This is a genomic window from Streptomyces sp. NPDC104096, assembly GCF_055584385.1.
The window spans coordinates 37420-52208 of the sequence record NZ_JBVJMD010000004.1; the positions used below are offsets into that span (position 1 = coordinate 37420).

14 protein-coding genes are annotated in these 14789 nt (G+C 73.5%); 11 read left to right on the plus strand and 3 right to left on the minus strand.

The window, feature by feature from the left end; translation table 11 throughout:
• Nucleotides 1-21 precede the first annotated feature (21 nt).
• The 5 genes from ACZ60B_RS06375 to ACZ60B_RS06395 all read left to right on the plus strand — a co-directional run bounded on the left by ACZ60B_RS06375 (nt 22) and on the right by ACZ60B_RS06395 (nt 4690).
• The gene (locus tag ACZ60B_RS06375; protein ID WP_469384688.1) at nt 22-426 is read left to right on the plus strand and encodes a winged helix-turn-helix transcriptional regulator; all 405 of its coding nucleotides are present in this window, start codon (nt 22-24) and stop codon (nt 424-426) included.
• Nucleotides 427-827: 401 nt separating this feature from the next.
• On the plus strand, nt 828-2249 hold the full coding sequence (locus tag ACZ60B_RS06380; protein WP_469384690.1) for an amidase: 1422 nt from the start codon (nt 828-830) through the stop codon (nt 2247-2249).
• Between the two features lie 103 nt (nt 2250-2352).
• Nucleotides 2353-2571, plus strand: a complete 219-nt coding sequence (locus ACZ60B_RS06385) for a hypothetical protein (RefSeq protein ID WP_384730224.1) — start codon at nt 2353-2355, stop codon at nt 2569-2571.
• 133 nt (nt 2572-2704) lie between these two features.
• Nucleotides 2705-4186, plus strand: coding sequence for an SPFH domain-containing protein (locus ACZ60B_RS06390; protein WP_469384692.1), 1482 nt, complete (start codon nt 2705-2707; stop codon nt 4184-4186).
• A 57-nt stretch (nt 4187-4243) separates the two neighbouring features.
• On the plus strand, nt 4244-4690 hold the full coding sequence (locus tag ACZ60B_RS06395; RefSeq protein ID WP_162469087.1) for a type II toxin-antitoxin system PemK/MazF family toxin: 447 nt from the start codon (nt 4244-4246) through the stop codon (nt 4688-4690).
• Nucleotides 4691-4740: 50 nt separating this feature from the next.
• Here ACZ60B_RS06395 and ACZ60B_RS06400 read toward each other — a convergent pair whose 3' ends face one another.
• Nucleotides 4741-5565 (minus strand): TIGR02452 family protein, encoded by an 825-nt coding sequence (locus ACZ60B_RS06400; RefSeq protein WP_469384694.1) that lies wholly within the window; start codon nt 5563-5565, stop codon nt 4741-4743.
• A 278-nt stretch (nt 5566-5843) separates the two neighbouring features.
• Between ACZ60B_RS06400 and egtA the strand changes: the two genes are divergently transcribed.
• From egtA to ACZ60B_RS06425, 5 genes are all read left to right on the plus strand, one after another.
• The gene (gene egtA / locus ACZ60B_RS06405; protein ID WP_469384696.1) at nt 5844-7163 is read left to right on the plus strand and encodes an ergothioneine biosynthesis glutamate--cysteine ligase EgtA; all 1320 of its coding nucleotides are present in this window, start codon (nt 5844-5846) and stop codon (nt 7161-7163) included.
• Nucleotides 7160-8506 carry an ergothioneine biosynthesis protein EgtB gene (gene egtB / locus ACZ60B_RS06410; protein WP_469384697.1) on the plus strand — a complete coding sequence of 449 codons (1347 nt, stop codon included), beginning with the start codon at nt 7160-7162 and terminating at the stop codon, nt 8504-8506. The genes egtA and egtB overlap by 4 nt, the downstream gene beginning before the upstream one ends.
• Nucleotides 8506-9294 (plus strand): ergothioneine biosynthesis protein EgtC, encoded by a 789-nt coding sequence (gene egtC / locus ACZ60B_RS06415; RefSeq protein WP_469384699.1) that lies wholly within the window; start codon nt 8506-8508, stop codon nt 9292-9294. Before egtB ends, egtC begins: the two co-directional genes overlap by 1 nt.
• Nucleotides 9291-10253, plus strand: coding sequence for an L-histidine N(alpha)-methyltransferase (egtD, locus tag ACZ60B_RS06420; protein ID WP_469384700.1), 963 nt, complete (start codon nt 9291-9293; stop codon nt 10251-10253). Before egtC ends, egtD begins: the two co-directional genes overlap by 4 nt.
• 152 nt (nt 10254-10405) lie before the next feature.
• Nucleotides 10406-10621 carry a dodecin gene (locus ACZ60B_RS06425; RefSeq protein WP_469384702.1) on the plus strand — a complete coding sequence of 72 codons (216 nt, stop codon included), beginning with the start codon at nt 10406-10408 and terminating at the stop codon, nt 10619-10621.
• A gap of 43 nt (nt 10622-10664) precedes the next feature.
• Here the strand turns inward: ACZ60B_RS06425 and ACZ60B_RS06430 are convergent, their stop codons facing one another.
• The gene (locus ACZ60B_RS06430) at nt 10665-11156 is read right to left on the minus strand and encodes a phosphatase domain-containing protein (protein WP_469384703.1); all 492 of its coding nucleotides are present in this window, start codon (nt 11154-11156) and stop codon (nt 10665-10667) included.
• A 76-nt stretch (nt 11157-11232) separates the two neighbouring features.
• On the opposite strand from ACZ60B_RS06430, the gene ACZ60B_RS06435 reads away from it, so the two are divergent.
• Nucleotides 11233-12234 carry an LLM class flavin-dependent oxidoreductase gene (locus ACZ60B_RS06435; protein WP_469384705.1) on the plus strand — a complete coding sequence of 334 codons (1002 nt, stop codon included), beginning with the start codon at nt 11233-11235 and terminating at the stop codon, nt 12232-12234.
• A 16-nt stretch (nt 12235-12250) separates the two neighbouring features.
• Here the strand turns inward: ACZ60B_RS06435 and ACZ60B_RS06440 are convergent, their stop codons facing one another.
• On the minus strand, nt 12251-14725 hold the full coding sequence (locus tag ACZ60B_RS06440) for an ATP-dependent Clp protease ATP-binding subunit (protein WP_469384707.1): 2475 nt from the start codon (nt 14723-14725) through the stop codon (nt 12251-12253).
• Between the last annotated feature and the right edge of the window lie 64 nt (nt 14726-14789).

The following is a 14789-nucleotide window of genomic DNA, read 5'->3' on the forward strand; positions in this document are numbered from 1 at the left end:
AGAGGCGGGTATCCTGAGGCCATGGCGATCGACGGGGTACAGCGCGAGGCGGCCCACGGCCAGGTGCACAGCCCGGCGGCCTGCTCGCGGGTGGACGGCGGCATCACGCGCGTCTTCGGCCTGCTGGGCAAGCGGTGGACGGGGCCGATCGTGTCCGTCCTGCTGAACGGCCCGACGTACTTCGCCGACCTGCGCCGGGCCGTCCCGGGCATCAGCGAACGCATGCTGTCGGACCGGCTGACGGAGCTCGGCGTCGCCGGGCTCGTCGTGCGCGAGGTCGACGAGGGACCGCCGCTGCGGGTCTCCTACCGGCTCACCTCGGCCGGGGCGGCGCTGGAACCCGCCCTGGAGGAACTGCGCCAGTGGGCCGAGGCGCACCTGCCGGACAAGGGACCGTGCGCGGGCCCGGACACCCCACCGAACTGACGGACCCCGGCCCACGGTCGCATCGGCGGGCGCGCACCCGCCGGTGCCGACCGGCGCGACGGCCCGGACCACGGCGAAGAGGGCGCCTTCCCGGTGCGTGACGCACCGGGAAGGCGCCCTCTTCGCGTCCGCCGGGGCGCTGATCGCCCCTCGGCCCCGGGTCGGCAGACGTCTGACGGCGCCGGCCGCCGCTGTCGAGCCGTACGAGGGCCGGACCCTCGCGGTCGCCGCACCGGTCACCGACGGCTCCCGCGTGGGACGTTCCACCGGCGGGCCGCCAGACGTTACCGTGCGGTAGACATCGCAGTCCCGAAGGAACACCCGAGGAGTCCCGCAGCCGTCGCCGACCGCCCATCCCGATGCCTGCGCACACTCCCCACGCCGTCCCGGAGGAGTCCCGAATGACGCTCGACCGTTCCGCCGGCCTGGCGGCGACCGCACGTGCGCTGGCCGACGGGGAGGTGACCTCCCAGGCTCTCGTCGAGGACGCGCTCGCCCGGATCGAGGCCACCCGGACGACCCTCAACGCCTTCCGGATCGTCCGCACCCGGGCCGCGCTCGCCGAGGCCGCGGCGGCGGACGAGGAACTGGCCGCGGGCGCGCGCCGTCCGCTGCTCGGGGTGCCGGTGGCCGTGAAGGACGACATGGACGTGGCGGGCGAGCCGACCGCGTTCGGCTGCGCGGGCGAGTTCCCGCCGGTCGCCGAGGACGGAGAGGCGGTACGACGGCTGCGCGCGGCCGGAGCCGTCATCGTCGGCAAGACCAACACCTGCGAACTGGGACAGTGGCCCTTCACCGAGGGCCACGCCTTCGGCGCGACCCGCAACCCGTGGAACCCGCGGCACACGCCGGGCGGTTCGTCCGGGGGCTCGGCCGCCGCGGTCGCCGCCGGACTGGTGCCCGCGGCACTCGGTTCGGACGGCGCCGGTTCGGTGCGGATCCCGGCCTCCTGGACCCACCTCGTCGGCATCAAGCCGCAGCGCGGACGCATCTCGACCTGGCCGCTCGGCGAGTCCTTCCAGGGCATCACCGTCAACGGCACCCTGGCCCGTACCGTCGCGGACGCCGCCCTGCTGCTGGACGCGGCCGCCGGCAACCATCCGCTCGACCCGCACCGGCCGCCCGGTCTCGACATCTCGGCGGCGGTGGGCCGCGACCCCGGGCGGCTGCGCATCGCCCTGTCCCTGAAGCCGCCGTTCACCGCGGTGTCCGCCCGTCTCCAGCCCCAGGTGCGCGCCCGGGTCGTCGGACTCGCCGAGCGGCTGGCCGCGTTCGGGCACACGGTCGAGGAGGCCGACCCGCCGTACGGCCGGATCGGACTGACCTTCCTGCCGCGCGCGACCGCCGGGATCGCCGAACGGGTCGCCACCGTGCCCTTCCCCGAACTGCTCGACCCGCGCACCCACGGCTCCGCACGGCTCGGCCGCCTGCTCGGCGGGGCACCGCTGCGGGCGGCCCGGCGCGCGGAAACGGTCCTGCACCGCCGTATCGGCGCGTTCTTCGAGACGTACGACGTGGTGCTGGCGCCGACGACCGCCACGCCGCCGCTCCGGGTCGGCGCCCTGCGCGACCTGGGCGGACTGGCCACCGACCGCGCCGTCATCGCCGCCTGCCCCTACGCCTGGCCGTGGAACGTCCTGGGCTGGCCCGGGGTCAACGTCCCCGCCGGGTTCGTCGACGCGGGCCTGCCGGTGGGGGCGCAGTTGCTCGGCCCGGCCCACAGCGAGCCGCTTCTGGTGTCGCTGGCCGCCCAGTTGGAGGCGGACCAGCGCTGGCACGAGCGGTGGCCGGAGCTCGCGGCCCTGGATTCCCCGGCGGCCTAGAGCTCCGGACGGAAGTGGGGCCCGGCGGGCCCCACTTCCGTCCGGAGCTCTCAAGGGCGTTGCGGCCGTGGAGCCTTCGGTCCGGAGCTCTTAGGCTTGGTGCATGGACGACGCGTCGTTGGTGGGGCTGATGGGGCGGGTCACCGGGACGGTGGGACCCGGACTGGTCGGCGAGGTGATCGTCCGGGTGCGCGGCGGGGCGGAGCACTTCCTGGCCTACTCCGCCTCGGGCACCGAGCGGCTGGAGCGCGGCACGGTGGTCATGGTGGTGGAGCACCTGCCGCCGCGCACGGTCTACGTCACTGCCGCGTACGACAGTTGAGCCCGTACCGGCGCAGGTGAGAGCCCTGTGTGTCAAGGTTGCGACAAGGTTCTGCCGGTGACTTCTCCCCGCGCTCGAGCGGGAGCACACTCCCTTCGTTCGGTGCCGAAAGGGCACCATTCAAAGGGGGCGAATGCCGATGTTCGTCGGCGTCGTTGCGGGGGCGGCGGTGGCCGCCGTCCTCGTGCTGGTCGGTGTCTTCAAGTTGATGTGGCGGGTGGCCGAGCCCAACGAGGCGCTCATCATCTCCGGTTCCACCCACCGGACCGAGGGGCTGGAAGCGGGGATGGGGTTCCGCATCGTCACGGGGCGCGGCACGCTGGTGCTGCCCGGCGTGCAGGCGGTACGCAAGCTCTCGCTCGACCTGAACGAGACCGAGTTGCACGTGGACTGCGTGACCCACCAGGGCATTCCGCTCAAGGTGCGGGGCGTGGTCATCTTCAAGGTGGGCGACGACTTCGTGTCGATCGCCAACGCGGCACGCCGCTTCCTCGACCAGCAGAAGCTGATGTCGGAACGGGTGCACAACGTCTTCGCCGGTCATCTGCGGTCCATCGTGGGCGGGTTGACGGTCGAGGACATGATCCGGGACCGGGAGAAGCTCACCGGCCAGACCCGGGCCGCCTGCGGCACGGAGATGGAGAAGCTCGGACTCATCGTCGACTCGTTGCAGATCCACGAGATCGAGGACCCGACCGGGTACATCCAGAATCTGGCGATGCCGCACGCCGCGGCCGTCCAGCGGGACGCGCGCATCGCGCAGGCGGAGGCGAACCGTCTCGCCACCGAGGCCGAGCAGCAGTCGTACGCGCGGATGGCGGAGGCCACCCGGGACAGCGAGATCCTCCAGGCCGGCTACCAGGCCGAACGCGACCACGCGGGGGCGAAGGCGCGGCAGGCCGGTCCGCTCGCCGACGCCGCCGCCCGGCAGGAGGTCGTCGTCCAGGAGACCCGGGTCGCGGAACTGGAGGCCGACCGCCGCGAGCAGCAGCTCCAGGCCGACATCCGCAAGCCCGCGGACGCCAGGGCCTACGAGAAGCGCACCCTGGCCGAGGCCGAGCGGGACGCCCGGATCTCGGCGGCCCAGGCCAAGGCGAAGGAGACGGAGCTCGCGGCCGCCGCCGAGGCGACCCGGGTGAAGACGGCCGCGGGTGCCGAGGCCCAGGCGACCGAGGCGCGAGGTGCCGCGGCCGCCACCGCCACCCGGGTCACCGGCGAGGCCGAGGCCGCCTCGGCGCGGGCCAGGGGTCTGGCGGAGGCCGAGGCGGTCAAGGCCAAGGGTCTGGCCGAGGCGGAGGCGATCAAGGCGCGGGCCGCCGCGCTCGCCGAGAACCAGGAGGCGGTGGTCGCCCAGCAACTCGCCGAGAACTGGCCGGAGATCGTCAGGGCCGGGGCGTCCGCCTTCGGCAGCGTCGACAACATGGTGCTGCTCAACGGCGCCGACGGCATGGCCGAGTTGTTCGCCAAGGCGCTCACGATGGGCGGCACCGGGCTGGGCCTCGCGCGTCAGCTGCTGGCCTCCATGAACCAGAACGGGCCTGCCGCGAACGGCACTTCGCCGCTCAACGGGATCGCGGGAGCGCCGTCGCAGAAGGTGCCGGTGGAGGAGGGCTGACCGTCGGGGCGTACGGCGGTCGTCCGTCGTGCGCTCCCGTCCCGTACGGTACGGATCGTGACTGCGTCTACCGATGAGAACGTCCCGGGCCGCTACGGCCCCACCGCGACCACCGAGGCCGACCCCCGCGAGGTCGGCCGGGTGCGGACCGAGTACGCGCCCGCGCACGACGGCGATCCGGACCCCGGTGAGATCGTGTGGACCTGGGTGCCCTTCGAGGAGAACGACGGCCGGGGCAAGGACCGTCCGGTGCTGGTCGTCGCCCGTGAGGCCGCTGGCACGGTGCTCGCCGTGCAGCTCTCCAGCAAGCGGCACGACGGCGACCGCGAGTGGGTGCCGATCGGCAGCGGACCGTGGGACCGCACGGGGCGCGACTCGTGGGTGGACGTCGACCGGGTCCTGCGGCTGCACGAGGAGGGGATGCGCCGGGAGGCGTGCGCGCTGGACCGGATGCGCTTCAACCTCGTCCGGCACCGGCTGGGGGAACGTTACGGCTGGAGCTGACGCAGCCGACGCGCAGAGCGTCCCGGCGCGGACCGGGCCCGCCCGGAGTGCTACTCCGGGAGCCGCGAGACCGGGAACGTCCGTTCGAAGGCAGCCCTGACCACCGTTCCCGGCGTGCGGTCGAGCACCCCGAACACCACCTGTTCGAAGGTCCCGGCGAACCGTCCGCCGGGGCCGAGCAGGTCCCGGAAGGCGCCCGCCACCTGCGCCGGGTCGTTGCGGAACACCCCGCAGCCCCAGGCGCCCAGGACGAGTCGGCGATAGCCGTGCGCCGCGGCCGTCTCCAGCACCCGTCCGGCCCGCACCGACAGCGCGCCCGGCAGTTCCGCCGCGCGGTCGGGAGCCGTGCGCAGCACCACGCCGGCGTTGGGCGCGGCCGCGGTCAGGAATCCGGCGGTGAAGGGCGTCTCCAGCAGGCGCCCCCGGTCGTCACGGAAGACGGGGACGGCCGGGGAGTGGATCACCCGGTCGGAGTAGAACGGGTCCCGGTGGGCGCGGTGGTGGTCGTAGAACTCCGGGGCGCGCAGCAGGCACGTGTACAGCGCGGAGCCGCGGCACAGGGCCTCCTCCTGCGCCTGGGCGCCGTTGAGGTAGCCGCCGCCCGGGTTGCGGGCGGAGGCGAAGTTCAGCACGGCGACCGGGCCGGTCAGCCGGCCCGCGGCCGCCAGGCTGCTCTCGCCGGTGACCTCGAAGAACGTATCCGCGGCGGAGGCCGGTGGCACCTGCACCGGTTCCGGCCCGAACATACGCGTGCCCTCGCGTGCGGCGGTGATCGCCGCGGCCAGGGAGACCTCGCGGCCGCCGGGGGTGCGGTACGCGCCTTCGGCCACGATCCGCTCGGTGTCCCGGGCGAGGCCGCGCAGGCGCGCGCTCACGGCGCGACCCCCGTGCGCGCCCTGCTCGCGGCCTGCGCGATCCCCCGTGGTGACTCCCCCGTCGTGCTCATGAACGCATCGTGAGCGATGCTGGTCCTGCGGTGCAACAGAGTTTCCCGGCCCCCGAAACATCACGGGACACACCTGGGCCGCGCCCTTTAAGTGACGATGTGCACCCTTGTGCGATTCGACTCGACGGTCTTGGGTAGGACGAGCGCGTGCGCCGTCCCGCCACTCCCGGGACCGGCTGAACGGTGGAATCTCAGGAGGATCCTGACATGCCCGATTCAATAAGCGCCCGTACGGAGGGCGACTGTACGCACACCCGCACCGCCCTCACCGAAGCCGAGGTGGAGGCCCTGGTACGGGGGATCTGCTTCAAGACGGGACCGCCCCGCACCGTCGGGGTGGAAGTGGAATGGCTCGTCCACGAGCTGCGCATGCCGCAGCTCCCGGTCGCACCCGAACGACTGCGCGCCGCCTACGCGGCACTGCGGACCGTGCCCCTGAGGTCGGCGCTCACCACCGAGCCCGGCGGCCAGCTGGAACTGAGCTCGCCGCCCGCCGCCTCCCTGACGGAGTGCATCGGCATCGTCTCCGCCGACCTCGACGCCGTCCGCGCGGTGCTCCGCGAGGCCAGACTCGGCCTCCGCGGCATGGGCACCGATCCCTGGCACGCCCCCCGCCGTTTCCTGCGCGAGCCGCGCTACGACGCCATGGAGACCTGCCTGGACCGCTCGGGTCCGGCCGGCCGCGCCATGATGTGCACCTCCGCCTCCGTCCAGGTGTGTCTGGACGCGGGGTACGAGGAGCCGGGCATCCTCGGGCTCGGGCGGCGCTGGTGGCTGGCGCACACCCTGGGCCCGGTCCTGGTGGCCGCGTTCGCGAACTCTCCGGTGATCGCGGGCAGGCCCACCGGCTGGGTGTCCACCCGCCAGCTGATCTGGACGGACATCGGCGCGGGCCGGGCGGGCGCGCCGCCGCTGGAGGCCGAGCCGCGCGGCGCCTGGGCCCGGCACGTCCTGGACGCGCCGGTGATGTGCGTACGCGAGGACACCGGTCCCTGGCACGTCCCGGACGGGCTGACCTTCCGGCAGTGGATCAGGTCCGGGACGCCGAGGCCGCCCACCCGCGCGGACCTCGACTACCACGTCACGACCCTGTTCCCGCCGGTCAGGCCGCGCGGCCATCTGGAGCTTCGGATGATCGACGCGCAGCCCGGCGACGACGGGTGGATCGTGCCGCTCGCCGTGACCACCGCCCTCTTCGACGACCCGGAGGCCACCGAGACCGCCTACCGCTGCGTGAAACCGCTGGCCGAACGCGCCGCCGGCATGCCCGCGCCGCACAACCCGCTGTGGATGGACGCCGCCCGGTACGGGCTCGACGATCCCGAACTGCACGAGGCCGCCATCGCCTGCTTCGCGGCCGCGCTGGACGCCCTGCCCCGGCTCGGTGCCGGCCCCGAGGTCACGAACGCCGTGGCGGCGTTCCTGAAGCGCTACGTCATCCCGGGCCGCTGTCCCGCCGACGACCTGCTCGAACGACTGCGCGGCACCATGCACCGTCGCGCGCACGGGAAGGACATCCGCACATGACCGAGCCCGCTCTCGACACCGAGACCCAGCGCGAACCCGCGTTCGACGCCGAGACCCTCCGCGAGCGCGCGCTGACGTCACTGATCACCGCCCGCGAGCGCACGACCCTGCTGACCGACTGCGTCGACGAGCCCGATCTCACCGCCCAGCACTCCCCGTTGATGTCACCCCTGGTCTGGGACCTCGCGCACATCGGCAACCAGGAGGAGCTCTGGCTGCTGCGCACGGTCGCCGGCCGGGAGGCCATGCGCCCCGAGATCGACAGCCTCTACGACGCCTTCGAGCATCCGCGCTCCGAACGGCCCTCGCTGCCGCTGCTGCCGCCCGCCGAGGCCCGCGCCTACGCGGCCGAGGTGCGCGGCCGCGCCCTGGACGTGCTGGAGGGCACCGCCTTCCACGGGACGCGGCTGACGGAGGCGGGCTTCGCCTTCGGAATGATCGCGCAGCACGAACAGCAGCACGACGAGACCATGCTGATCACCCATCAGCTGCGCACCGGACCACAGGTCCTGACCACGCCGGACCCCGAACCCGCCCCGCTGTTCGCGGGACCGGCCGAAGTACTGGTCCCAGGCGGCCCGTTCACCATGGGCACCTCGTCCGAGCCCTGGGCGCTGGACAACGAACGGCCCGCGCACCGGCGGGAGGTGGCCCCGTTCCACATCGACACCACGCCGGTGTCCAACGCCGCGTACCAGGCGTTCATCGAGGACAGCGGCTACGACACCGAGCGCTGGTGGGCGCCGGAGGGCTGGGCGCACATCCGCAGGCACTCCATCACCGCCCCGCTGTTCTGGCACGGCGACGGCCGGCAGTGGCTGCGGCGCCGGTTCGGCGTCACCGAGGTGGTACCGCCCGACGAGCCGGTGCTGCACGTGAGCTGGTACGAGGCCGACGCCTACGCCCGCTGGGCCGGGCGGCGGCTGCCCACCGAGGCCGAGTGGGAGAAGGCGGCCCGCCACGACCCCGCGGGCGACCGCTCGACGCGCTATCCCTGGGGCGACGCCGACCCGACGCCGGAGCACGCCAACCTGGGCCAGCGGCATCTGCGGCCCGCCCCCGTCGGCAGCTATCCGGCGGGCGAGTCGCCGCTCGGCGTGCGGCAGTTGATCGGCGACGTGTGGGAGTGGACGGCGAGCGACTTCCAGCCGTACCCGGGGTTCAGGGCGTTCCCGTACAAGGAGTACTCGGAGGTGTTCTTCGGCCCCGAGCACAAGGTGCTGCGCGGCGGTTCGTTCGCCGTGGACCCGGTCGCCTGCCGGGGCACGTTCCGCAACTGGGACTACCCGATCCGGCGGCAGATCTTCGCCGGGTTCCGCACCGCCCGCTCGGAGACGGTCTGATGTGCCGCCATCTGGCCTATCTGGGGCCCGCACTGCCGCTGGGGCGGCTGCTGGTGGAGCCCGCGCACGGCCTGTACCGCCAGTCCTGGGCACCCCGGCGGCAGCGGTACGGGACGGTCAACGCCGACGGTTTCGGCGTGGGCTGGTACGCGGCCGGGGACCCGGCGCCGGCCCGCTACCGGCGGGCCGGGCCGATCTGGGCCGACCTGTCCTTCGCCGACCTGGCCCGGGTGGTGCGCACCACCGCCCTGCTCGCCGCGGTCCGGGACGCGACCCTCGCGGGCGCCGACGCGGAGGCCGCCGCCGCTCCGTTCGCGGCGGGTCCATGGCTGTTCAGCCACAACGGCGCCGTGGCCGGCTGGCCGCACACCATGGCCGCGGCCGCCCGGACGCTGCCGCCGGAGGAACTGCTGTCGCTGGAGGCGCGCAACGACTCGGCGCTCCTCTGGGCCCTGGCCCTGCACCGGCTGCGCCGCGGCGACGAGCCGGGTCGCGCCCTGGCCGACACGGTCGTCGACGTGGCCGCCGCGGCCCCGGAGTCGCGCCTCAACCTGCTGCTGACCGACGGCGAGACCATCGCCGCGACCGCCTGGGGGGACACCCTCTGGTACCTGGCCGAGCCCGGCCGCGCCGTCGTGGCCTCCGAGCCCTACGACGACGATCCGCACTGGCTTCAGGTCCCCGACCGCACGCTGCTCGTGGCGAGCCGCGCCGAGGTGCTGTTCACCCCGATCGGGGAACCCGGCGCCGAGGCGGCACCCGCACCCCTGAAGGAGCCCTGTTCGTGAGCCCGTTCCAGATCACCCGCACCCTTCCCGAGGACGCCACGGACGCCGCCCTGCGCGCGGACGTGCTGCTCGGCCTCACCGCAGCCCCCAAGACCCTGCCGCCGAAGTGGTTCTACGACGCGCACGGCAGCGACCTGTTCGAGCAGATCACCGAACTCGACGAGTACTACCCCACCCGCGCCGAGCGCGAGATCCTGGCCACCAGGGCCGACGCGATCGCGACGGCGACCGGGGCCCGCACCCTGGTCGAACTCGGCTCCGGTTCCTCCGAGAAGACCCGCTACCTGATCGACGCCCTCACCGGTCTGCGCGCCTACGTGCCGGTGGACGTCAGCGAGAGCGCGCTCACCCAGGCCGGTCGGGCACTGACCGCCGAGCGGCCGGGTCTCGACGTGCACGCGCTGATCGCCGACTTCACCGACACGATGAAGCTGCCGGACACACCGGGGCCCCGGCTGGTGGCGTTCCTCGGCGGCACGATCGGCAATCTGCTGCCCGCCGAGCGCGCCGCGTTCCTGGCGTCCGTACGGGCCCTGCTCTCGCCCGGGGACTCGCTGCTGCTCGGCACGGACCTGGTCAAGGACGAGAAGGTGCTGGTCCGGGCCTACGACGACGCGGCCGGGGTGACGGCCGCGTTCAACAAGAACGTGCTGGCCGTCGTCAACCGTGAACTGGGCGCCGACTTCGACCTCGACGCCTTCGACCACGTGGCACTGTGGGACGCGGAGCACGAGTGGATCGAGATGCGGCTGCGGGCGCGCACCGACCAGACGGTGAAGATCCCCGTGCTCGATCTCGCCGTCGACTTCGAGGCCGGCGAGGAACTGCGCACCGAGGTGTCGGCGAAGTTCCGCAAGGACGGGATCCGTACCGAACTGGCGTCCGCAGGAATGGAGTTGGCGCACTGGTGGACGGACGCGGAGGGCCGCTTCGCGCTGTCGCTCAGCACCGCGCGCTGAGCGCGGACACCACCTGAGCGGGTCCGCCGGCGCCCCTGGGCCCGGCGGACCCCCGGTGTCGGCGGGGAGCCCGACGCCTCGCGCTCCGGCACAGCCTGGGGCACCGTGGAGTCATACGTGACATATCGGTCACGGCGGAGAGGAGCCCCCGCATGTCGAACCACACCTACCGGGTCACGGAGATCGTCGGCACCTCGCACGAGGGCATCGACCAGGCCGTCCGCAACGGCATCTCGCGCGCCTCGCAGACCCTGCGCAACCTGGACTGGTTCGAGGTGACCCAGGTCCGCGGCCAGATCGAGAACGGCACGATCGAGCACTGGCAGGCCTGTCTGAAGGTCGGTTTCCGGATCGACGACGCGGACTGAGCGCTCCGCCGCGGTCCGGTCCGCCGGCCTCGCCCGGCTCCCCTCAGGTCCGCCCCTCCCGCTCCTGGGCCGCTTCGAGCGCCTCCGACCGGGCGGCCCAGCGCGCCCGGACGACGGCGAAACCCGCCCGCTCGGCGTCGCCGCACACCAGTTCGTCGTCGTCCACCAGGACGCCGACCTCCCGGGTGCGGGCCAGACGCCGCAGGATCTCCAGTTTGGTGCGCCGGGCGGGGCGCCGGTCGTCGTTGCGGCGCATGTACACGCGCCCGTCGGGAAGCCCGTGCGCCGCGAGCCAGCCGAGGGTGTCGGGGCGGCAGCGTTCGGGCCGTCCGGTCAGGTAGACCACCTCGCACTCCCGGGCGCTCGCCACGGCCAGCGCCACACCCTCGGCGATCGGCGGGTCCTGTGCCGCGGCCGCGAAGAAGGCGCCCCAGTCGCGCGGCGCGCGCTCCAGGAACCGCTGCCGGTGCGCCGTGTCGGCAAGGGTGTTGTCCAGGTCGAACACGGCGAGCGGCCGCCTGCTGCTGTCTGCCACGACGTCACCCTAGACGCTCCCCCGGCCCGGCCGGGGCGGCGGGGAATCCCGCGGCCCGCTCGTTGTTGAACCGTGCATGAGCTCCGTGATCGCCTCGGCCCGCTTCTCCGTCCTCGACCGCTCCCGCATCCGCCGGGGCCGTCCGGCCGCGGAGGCGCTGCGCGACACCGTGGGGCTGGCCCGGGAGGCCGAGCGGCTCGGCTACCACCGCTTCTGGGTGTCGGAGCACCACGGGGTGCCCGGGGTGGCCGGTTCCGCGCCGACCGTGCTGGCCGCGGCGGTGGCCGGCGCGACCAGCACCATCAGGGTCGGCACCGGCGGGGTGATGCTGCCCAACCACCGGCCGCTGGTCGTGGCCGAGCAGTTCGGCGTGCTGGAGTCGCTGTTCCCCGGGCGCATCGACATGGGACTGGGCCGTTCGGTGGGGTTCACCGACGGGGTGCGCAGGGCGCTCGGGCACGACAGGAGCGACGCCGAGGACTTCGCGGGCCTGATCGACGAGCTCCTCGGCTGGTTCTCCGGCACGTCCCCGACGGGGGTGCACGCGCGCCCCGCGGAGGGCCTCGACGTGCCGCCGTTCGTGCTGGCCATGGGCGAGGGCGCGGACATCGCGGCGCGCGCGGGCCTGCCGATGGTGATCGGCGACCTGCGCGACCGGGAGCGGATGCGGCGCGGCGTCGAGCACTACCGTGCGCGCTTCCGGCCCTCCCGCTGGTCGCCGGAGCCGTACGTCGTCGTGTCCGGCTCGGTCGCGGTGGCGGCGACGGAGCGGGAGGCGCGGCGGCTGCTGGTGCCGGAGGCGTGGTCCATGGCGTACGCCCGTACGCACGGCAGCTTCCCGCCGCTGCCCCCGGCCGAGGCCGTCGAGGCCCGCACGATGACCGTGAAGGAGCGAGGCCTGTACGAGTCCGGGCTCCTCGGACACATCGCCGGCACCGAGGAGCAGGTCGCGCACGAGCTGGAGACGCTGCTGAAGGAGACGGCCGCGCAGGAGGTGCTCGTCACCACGAGCACCTACGACCGCGCGGCCCTGCTGGACTCCTACCGGCGGCTCGCCGCCGTCGTGGCGGCGTCCTGAGCGCCGGGCGCCCGCGTCAGACCTCCGCCGGTTTGTCCGCCCGGATGACGATCCCGCCGTCGTGCGCGTCCACCCGGGCCCGGTCGCCCGCGTTCAGCTCGCCCGACAGCAGCATGTCGGCCAGCCGGTCGTCGACCTCGCGCTGGATGGTGCGACGCAGCGGGCGGGCGCCGAAGTCGGGCTGGTAGCCGAGGTTCGCCAGCAGGTCGGCGGCCGCGTCGGTGACCTCCAGACCGACGTGCTGGGCGTCCAGCCGGCGCCGGGTGTGCTCCAGCAGGAGGTCGACGATCTCGCGCAGCTGGCCGCGCACCAGACCGCGGAAGACGATGATCTCGTCGATGCGGTTGAGGAACTCCGGCCGGAAGTACTGGTGGAGCACCGGCATGACCGTCTCGCGGACCTTGGCGTAGTCCTCCACGCCGGCCGCCAGGATGCGGTCGGCGCCGATGTTGGACGTCATGATGACGACGGTGTTCTTGAAGTCGACCGTGCGGCCCTGGGAGTCGGTCAGCCGCCCGTCGTCGAGCAGTTGCAGCAGGGTGTTGAAGACGTCCGGGTGCGCCTTCTCCACCTCGTCCAGCAGCAGCACGGTGTACGGCTGTCTGCGCACCGCCTCGGTGAGCTGCCCGGCCTCGTCGTGGCCGACGTATCCGGGCGGGGCCCCGACCAGCCGGGAGACGGTGTGCCGCTCCTGGAACTCGCTCATGTCCAGGCGGATCATGCGGTGTTCGTCACCGAAGAGCGCGGCGGCCAGGGCGCGGGCGAGCTCGGTCTTGCCGACGCCGGTGGGGCCGAGGAAGAGGAAGCTGCCGACGGGGCGGTTGGGGTCGCTCATCCCGGCCCGCGCGCGGCGCACGGCACGGGAGACGGCCGTGATGGCCTCGTCCTGGCCGACGACCCGCTCGTGGAGGTGCTCCTCCAGCTTCATCAGCCGCTCGCGCTCCTCCTCGGTGAGCTGGGCGACCGGGATGCCGGTGGTGCGGGACACCACCTCGGCGATGTCCTCGGCGGTGACCCTCGGTGTCTGCTCCTCGGCCCCGCCCACCTCGGCGAGCCGGCCCTCCGCCTCCTTGATCCGGTCGCGGAGCTCCTTGGCCCGCTCGTACTCCTCGTCGGCGACGGCCTGGTCCTTCTCCCGGTTCAGGGCGGCGATGTCGTCCTCGATCTCGCGGGTGTCGGCGAGCGGGGTCTTCGCGCGCAGCCGCACCCGGGCGGCGGCCTGGTCCATCAGGTCGATGGCCTTGTCGGGCAGGAACCGGGAGGTGATGTAGCGGTCGGACAGCTCGGCCGCGGCGACCACCGCCTCGTCGGTGATACGGACCTGGTGGTGGGCCTCGTAGCGGTCGCGCAGTCCGCGCAGGATCTCGATGGTGTCGTCGACGGACGGTTCGCCCACCAGGATCGGGGCGAAGCGCCGCTCCAGGGCGGCGTCCTTCTCGATGTGCTTGCGGTACTCGTCGACCGTGGTGGCGCCGATCAGGTGCAGCTCGCCGCGGGCCAGGGCGGGCTTGAGCATGTTGCCCGCGTCCATGGCGCCCTCACCGCCGCCGCCCGCGCCGACGACGGTGTGCATCTCGTCGAGGAACAGCACCAGGTCGTCGCCGTGTTCGCTCACCTCGTCGAGCAGCTTCTTCAGCCGCTCCTCGAACTCGCCGCGGTACTTGGTGCCGGCGACCATCCCGGCGAGGTCGAGGGAGACGAGCCGCTTGCCCGCGAGGGTCTTCGGCACGTCGTCGGCCACGATGCGCTGGGCGATGCCCTCGACGATGGCGGTCTTGCCGACGCCGGGGTCGCCGATGAGGACGGGGTTGTTCTTGCTGCGCCGGGAGAGGACCTCGATGGTCTGCTCGACCTCGTCGTCGCGTCCGATCACCGGGTCGAGGCGCCCGGCCCGCGCGTCCTCGGTGAGGTCGCGGCCGAACTCGTCGATCGTCGGCGTGCTGCTGGGCCCCTTGGCCCGCTCGCCCACGGTCTCGGTGGGCATCCGGGTCGGCTCCCAGCCGGTGTCGGCGAGGGCCCGGCCGGCCGTCGACTCGGGGTTGGCGGCGAGGGCGCGCAGCAGGTGTTCGGGGCCGATGTAGGAGGAGTCCTCGGCGCGGGAGATCTGGTAGGCGTCCAGCAGGGCCCGCTTGGCCGCCGGGGTGAGGGTGGTGGGCGCGGTCCTCTCGGCGGCGTCCTCGCCGAGGCCGAGGCGCTCCCTGATCCGGTCGGGGTCCGCGCCCGCCTCCGCGATCAGCCGGCGGGTCGAGTGGTGCGTGGTGGCCGCGGCCAGCAGGTGCCGGGCGTCGAGCTCCTCGCTGCCCTCGGCGGCGGCCAGGTCCCTGGCCTCGGCGACCAGCTCGCGGGCCCGCTCCGACAACAGGCTGCCGATGTCGAGCGCCTGCACCCGGCGCGCCTGCGGGGGCTGCACCTGGCCGCCGAAGAACCGGGACATCAGCTCGTCGAACCCCTCGAAGGGACCGCGTCCGAAACCGAAACCTGGAGTAGTCATCCTTACGGGCCTTCCCTGCGCAGCCGACAGCCATCCGAGACTCCCAAATTGCCACAACTCGGAC

Coding starts and splice junctions, on each gene's coding strand:
- ACZ60B_RS06375 (WP_469384688.1), top strand. CDS start 22: ATGGCGATCGACGGGGTACAGCGCGAGGCGGCCCACGGCCAGGTGCAC.
- ACZ60B_RS06380 (WP_469384690.1), top strand. CDS start 828: ATGACGCTCGACCGTTCCGCCGGCCTGGCGGCGACCGCACGTGCGCTG.
- ACZ60B_RS06385 (WP_384730224.1), top strand. CDS start 2,353: ATGGACGACGCGTCGTTGGTGGGGCTGATGGGGCGGGTCACCGGGACG.
- ACZ60B_RS06390 (WP_469384692.1), top strand. CDS start 2,705: ATGCCGATGTTCGTCGGCGTCGTTGCGGGGGCGGCGGTGGCCGCCGTC.
- egtA (WP_469384696.1), top strand. CDS start 5,844: ATGCCCGATTCAATAAGCGCCCGTACGGAGGGCGACTGTACGCACACC.
- egtB (WP_469384697.1), top strand. CDS start 7,160: ATGACCGAGCCCGCTCTCGACACCGAGACCCAGCGCGAACCCGCGTTC.
- egtC (WP_469384699.1), top strand. CDS start 8,506: ATGTGCCGCCATCTGGCCTATCTGGGGCCCGCACTGCCGCTGGGGCGG.
- ACZ60B_RS06425 (WP_469384702.1), top strand. CDS start 10,406: ATGTCGAACCACACCTACCGGGTCACGGAGATCGTCGGCACCTCGCAC.
- ACZ60B_RS06435 (WP_469384705.1), top strand. CDS start 11,233: ATGAGCTCCGTGATCGCCTCGGCCCGCTTCTCCGTCCTCGACCGCTCC.
- ACZ60B_RS06440 (WP_469384707.1), bottom strand. CDS start 14,725: ATGACTACTCCAGGTTTCGGTTTCGGACGCGGTCCCTTCGAGGGGTTC.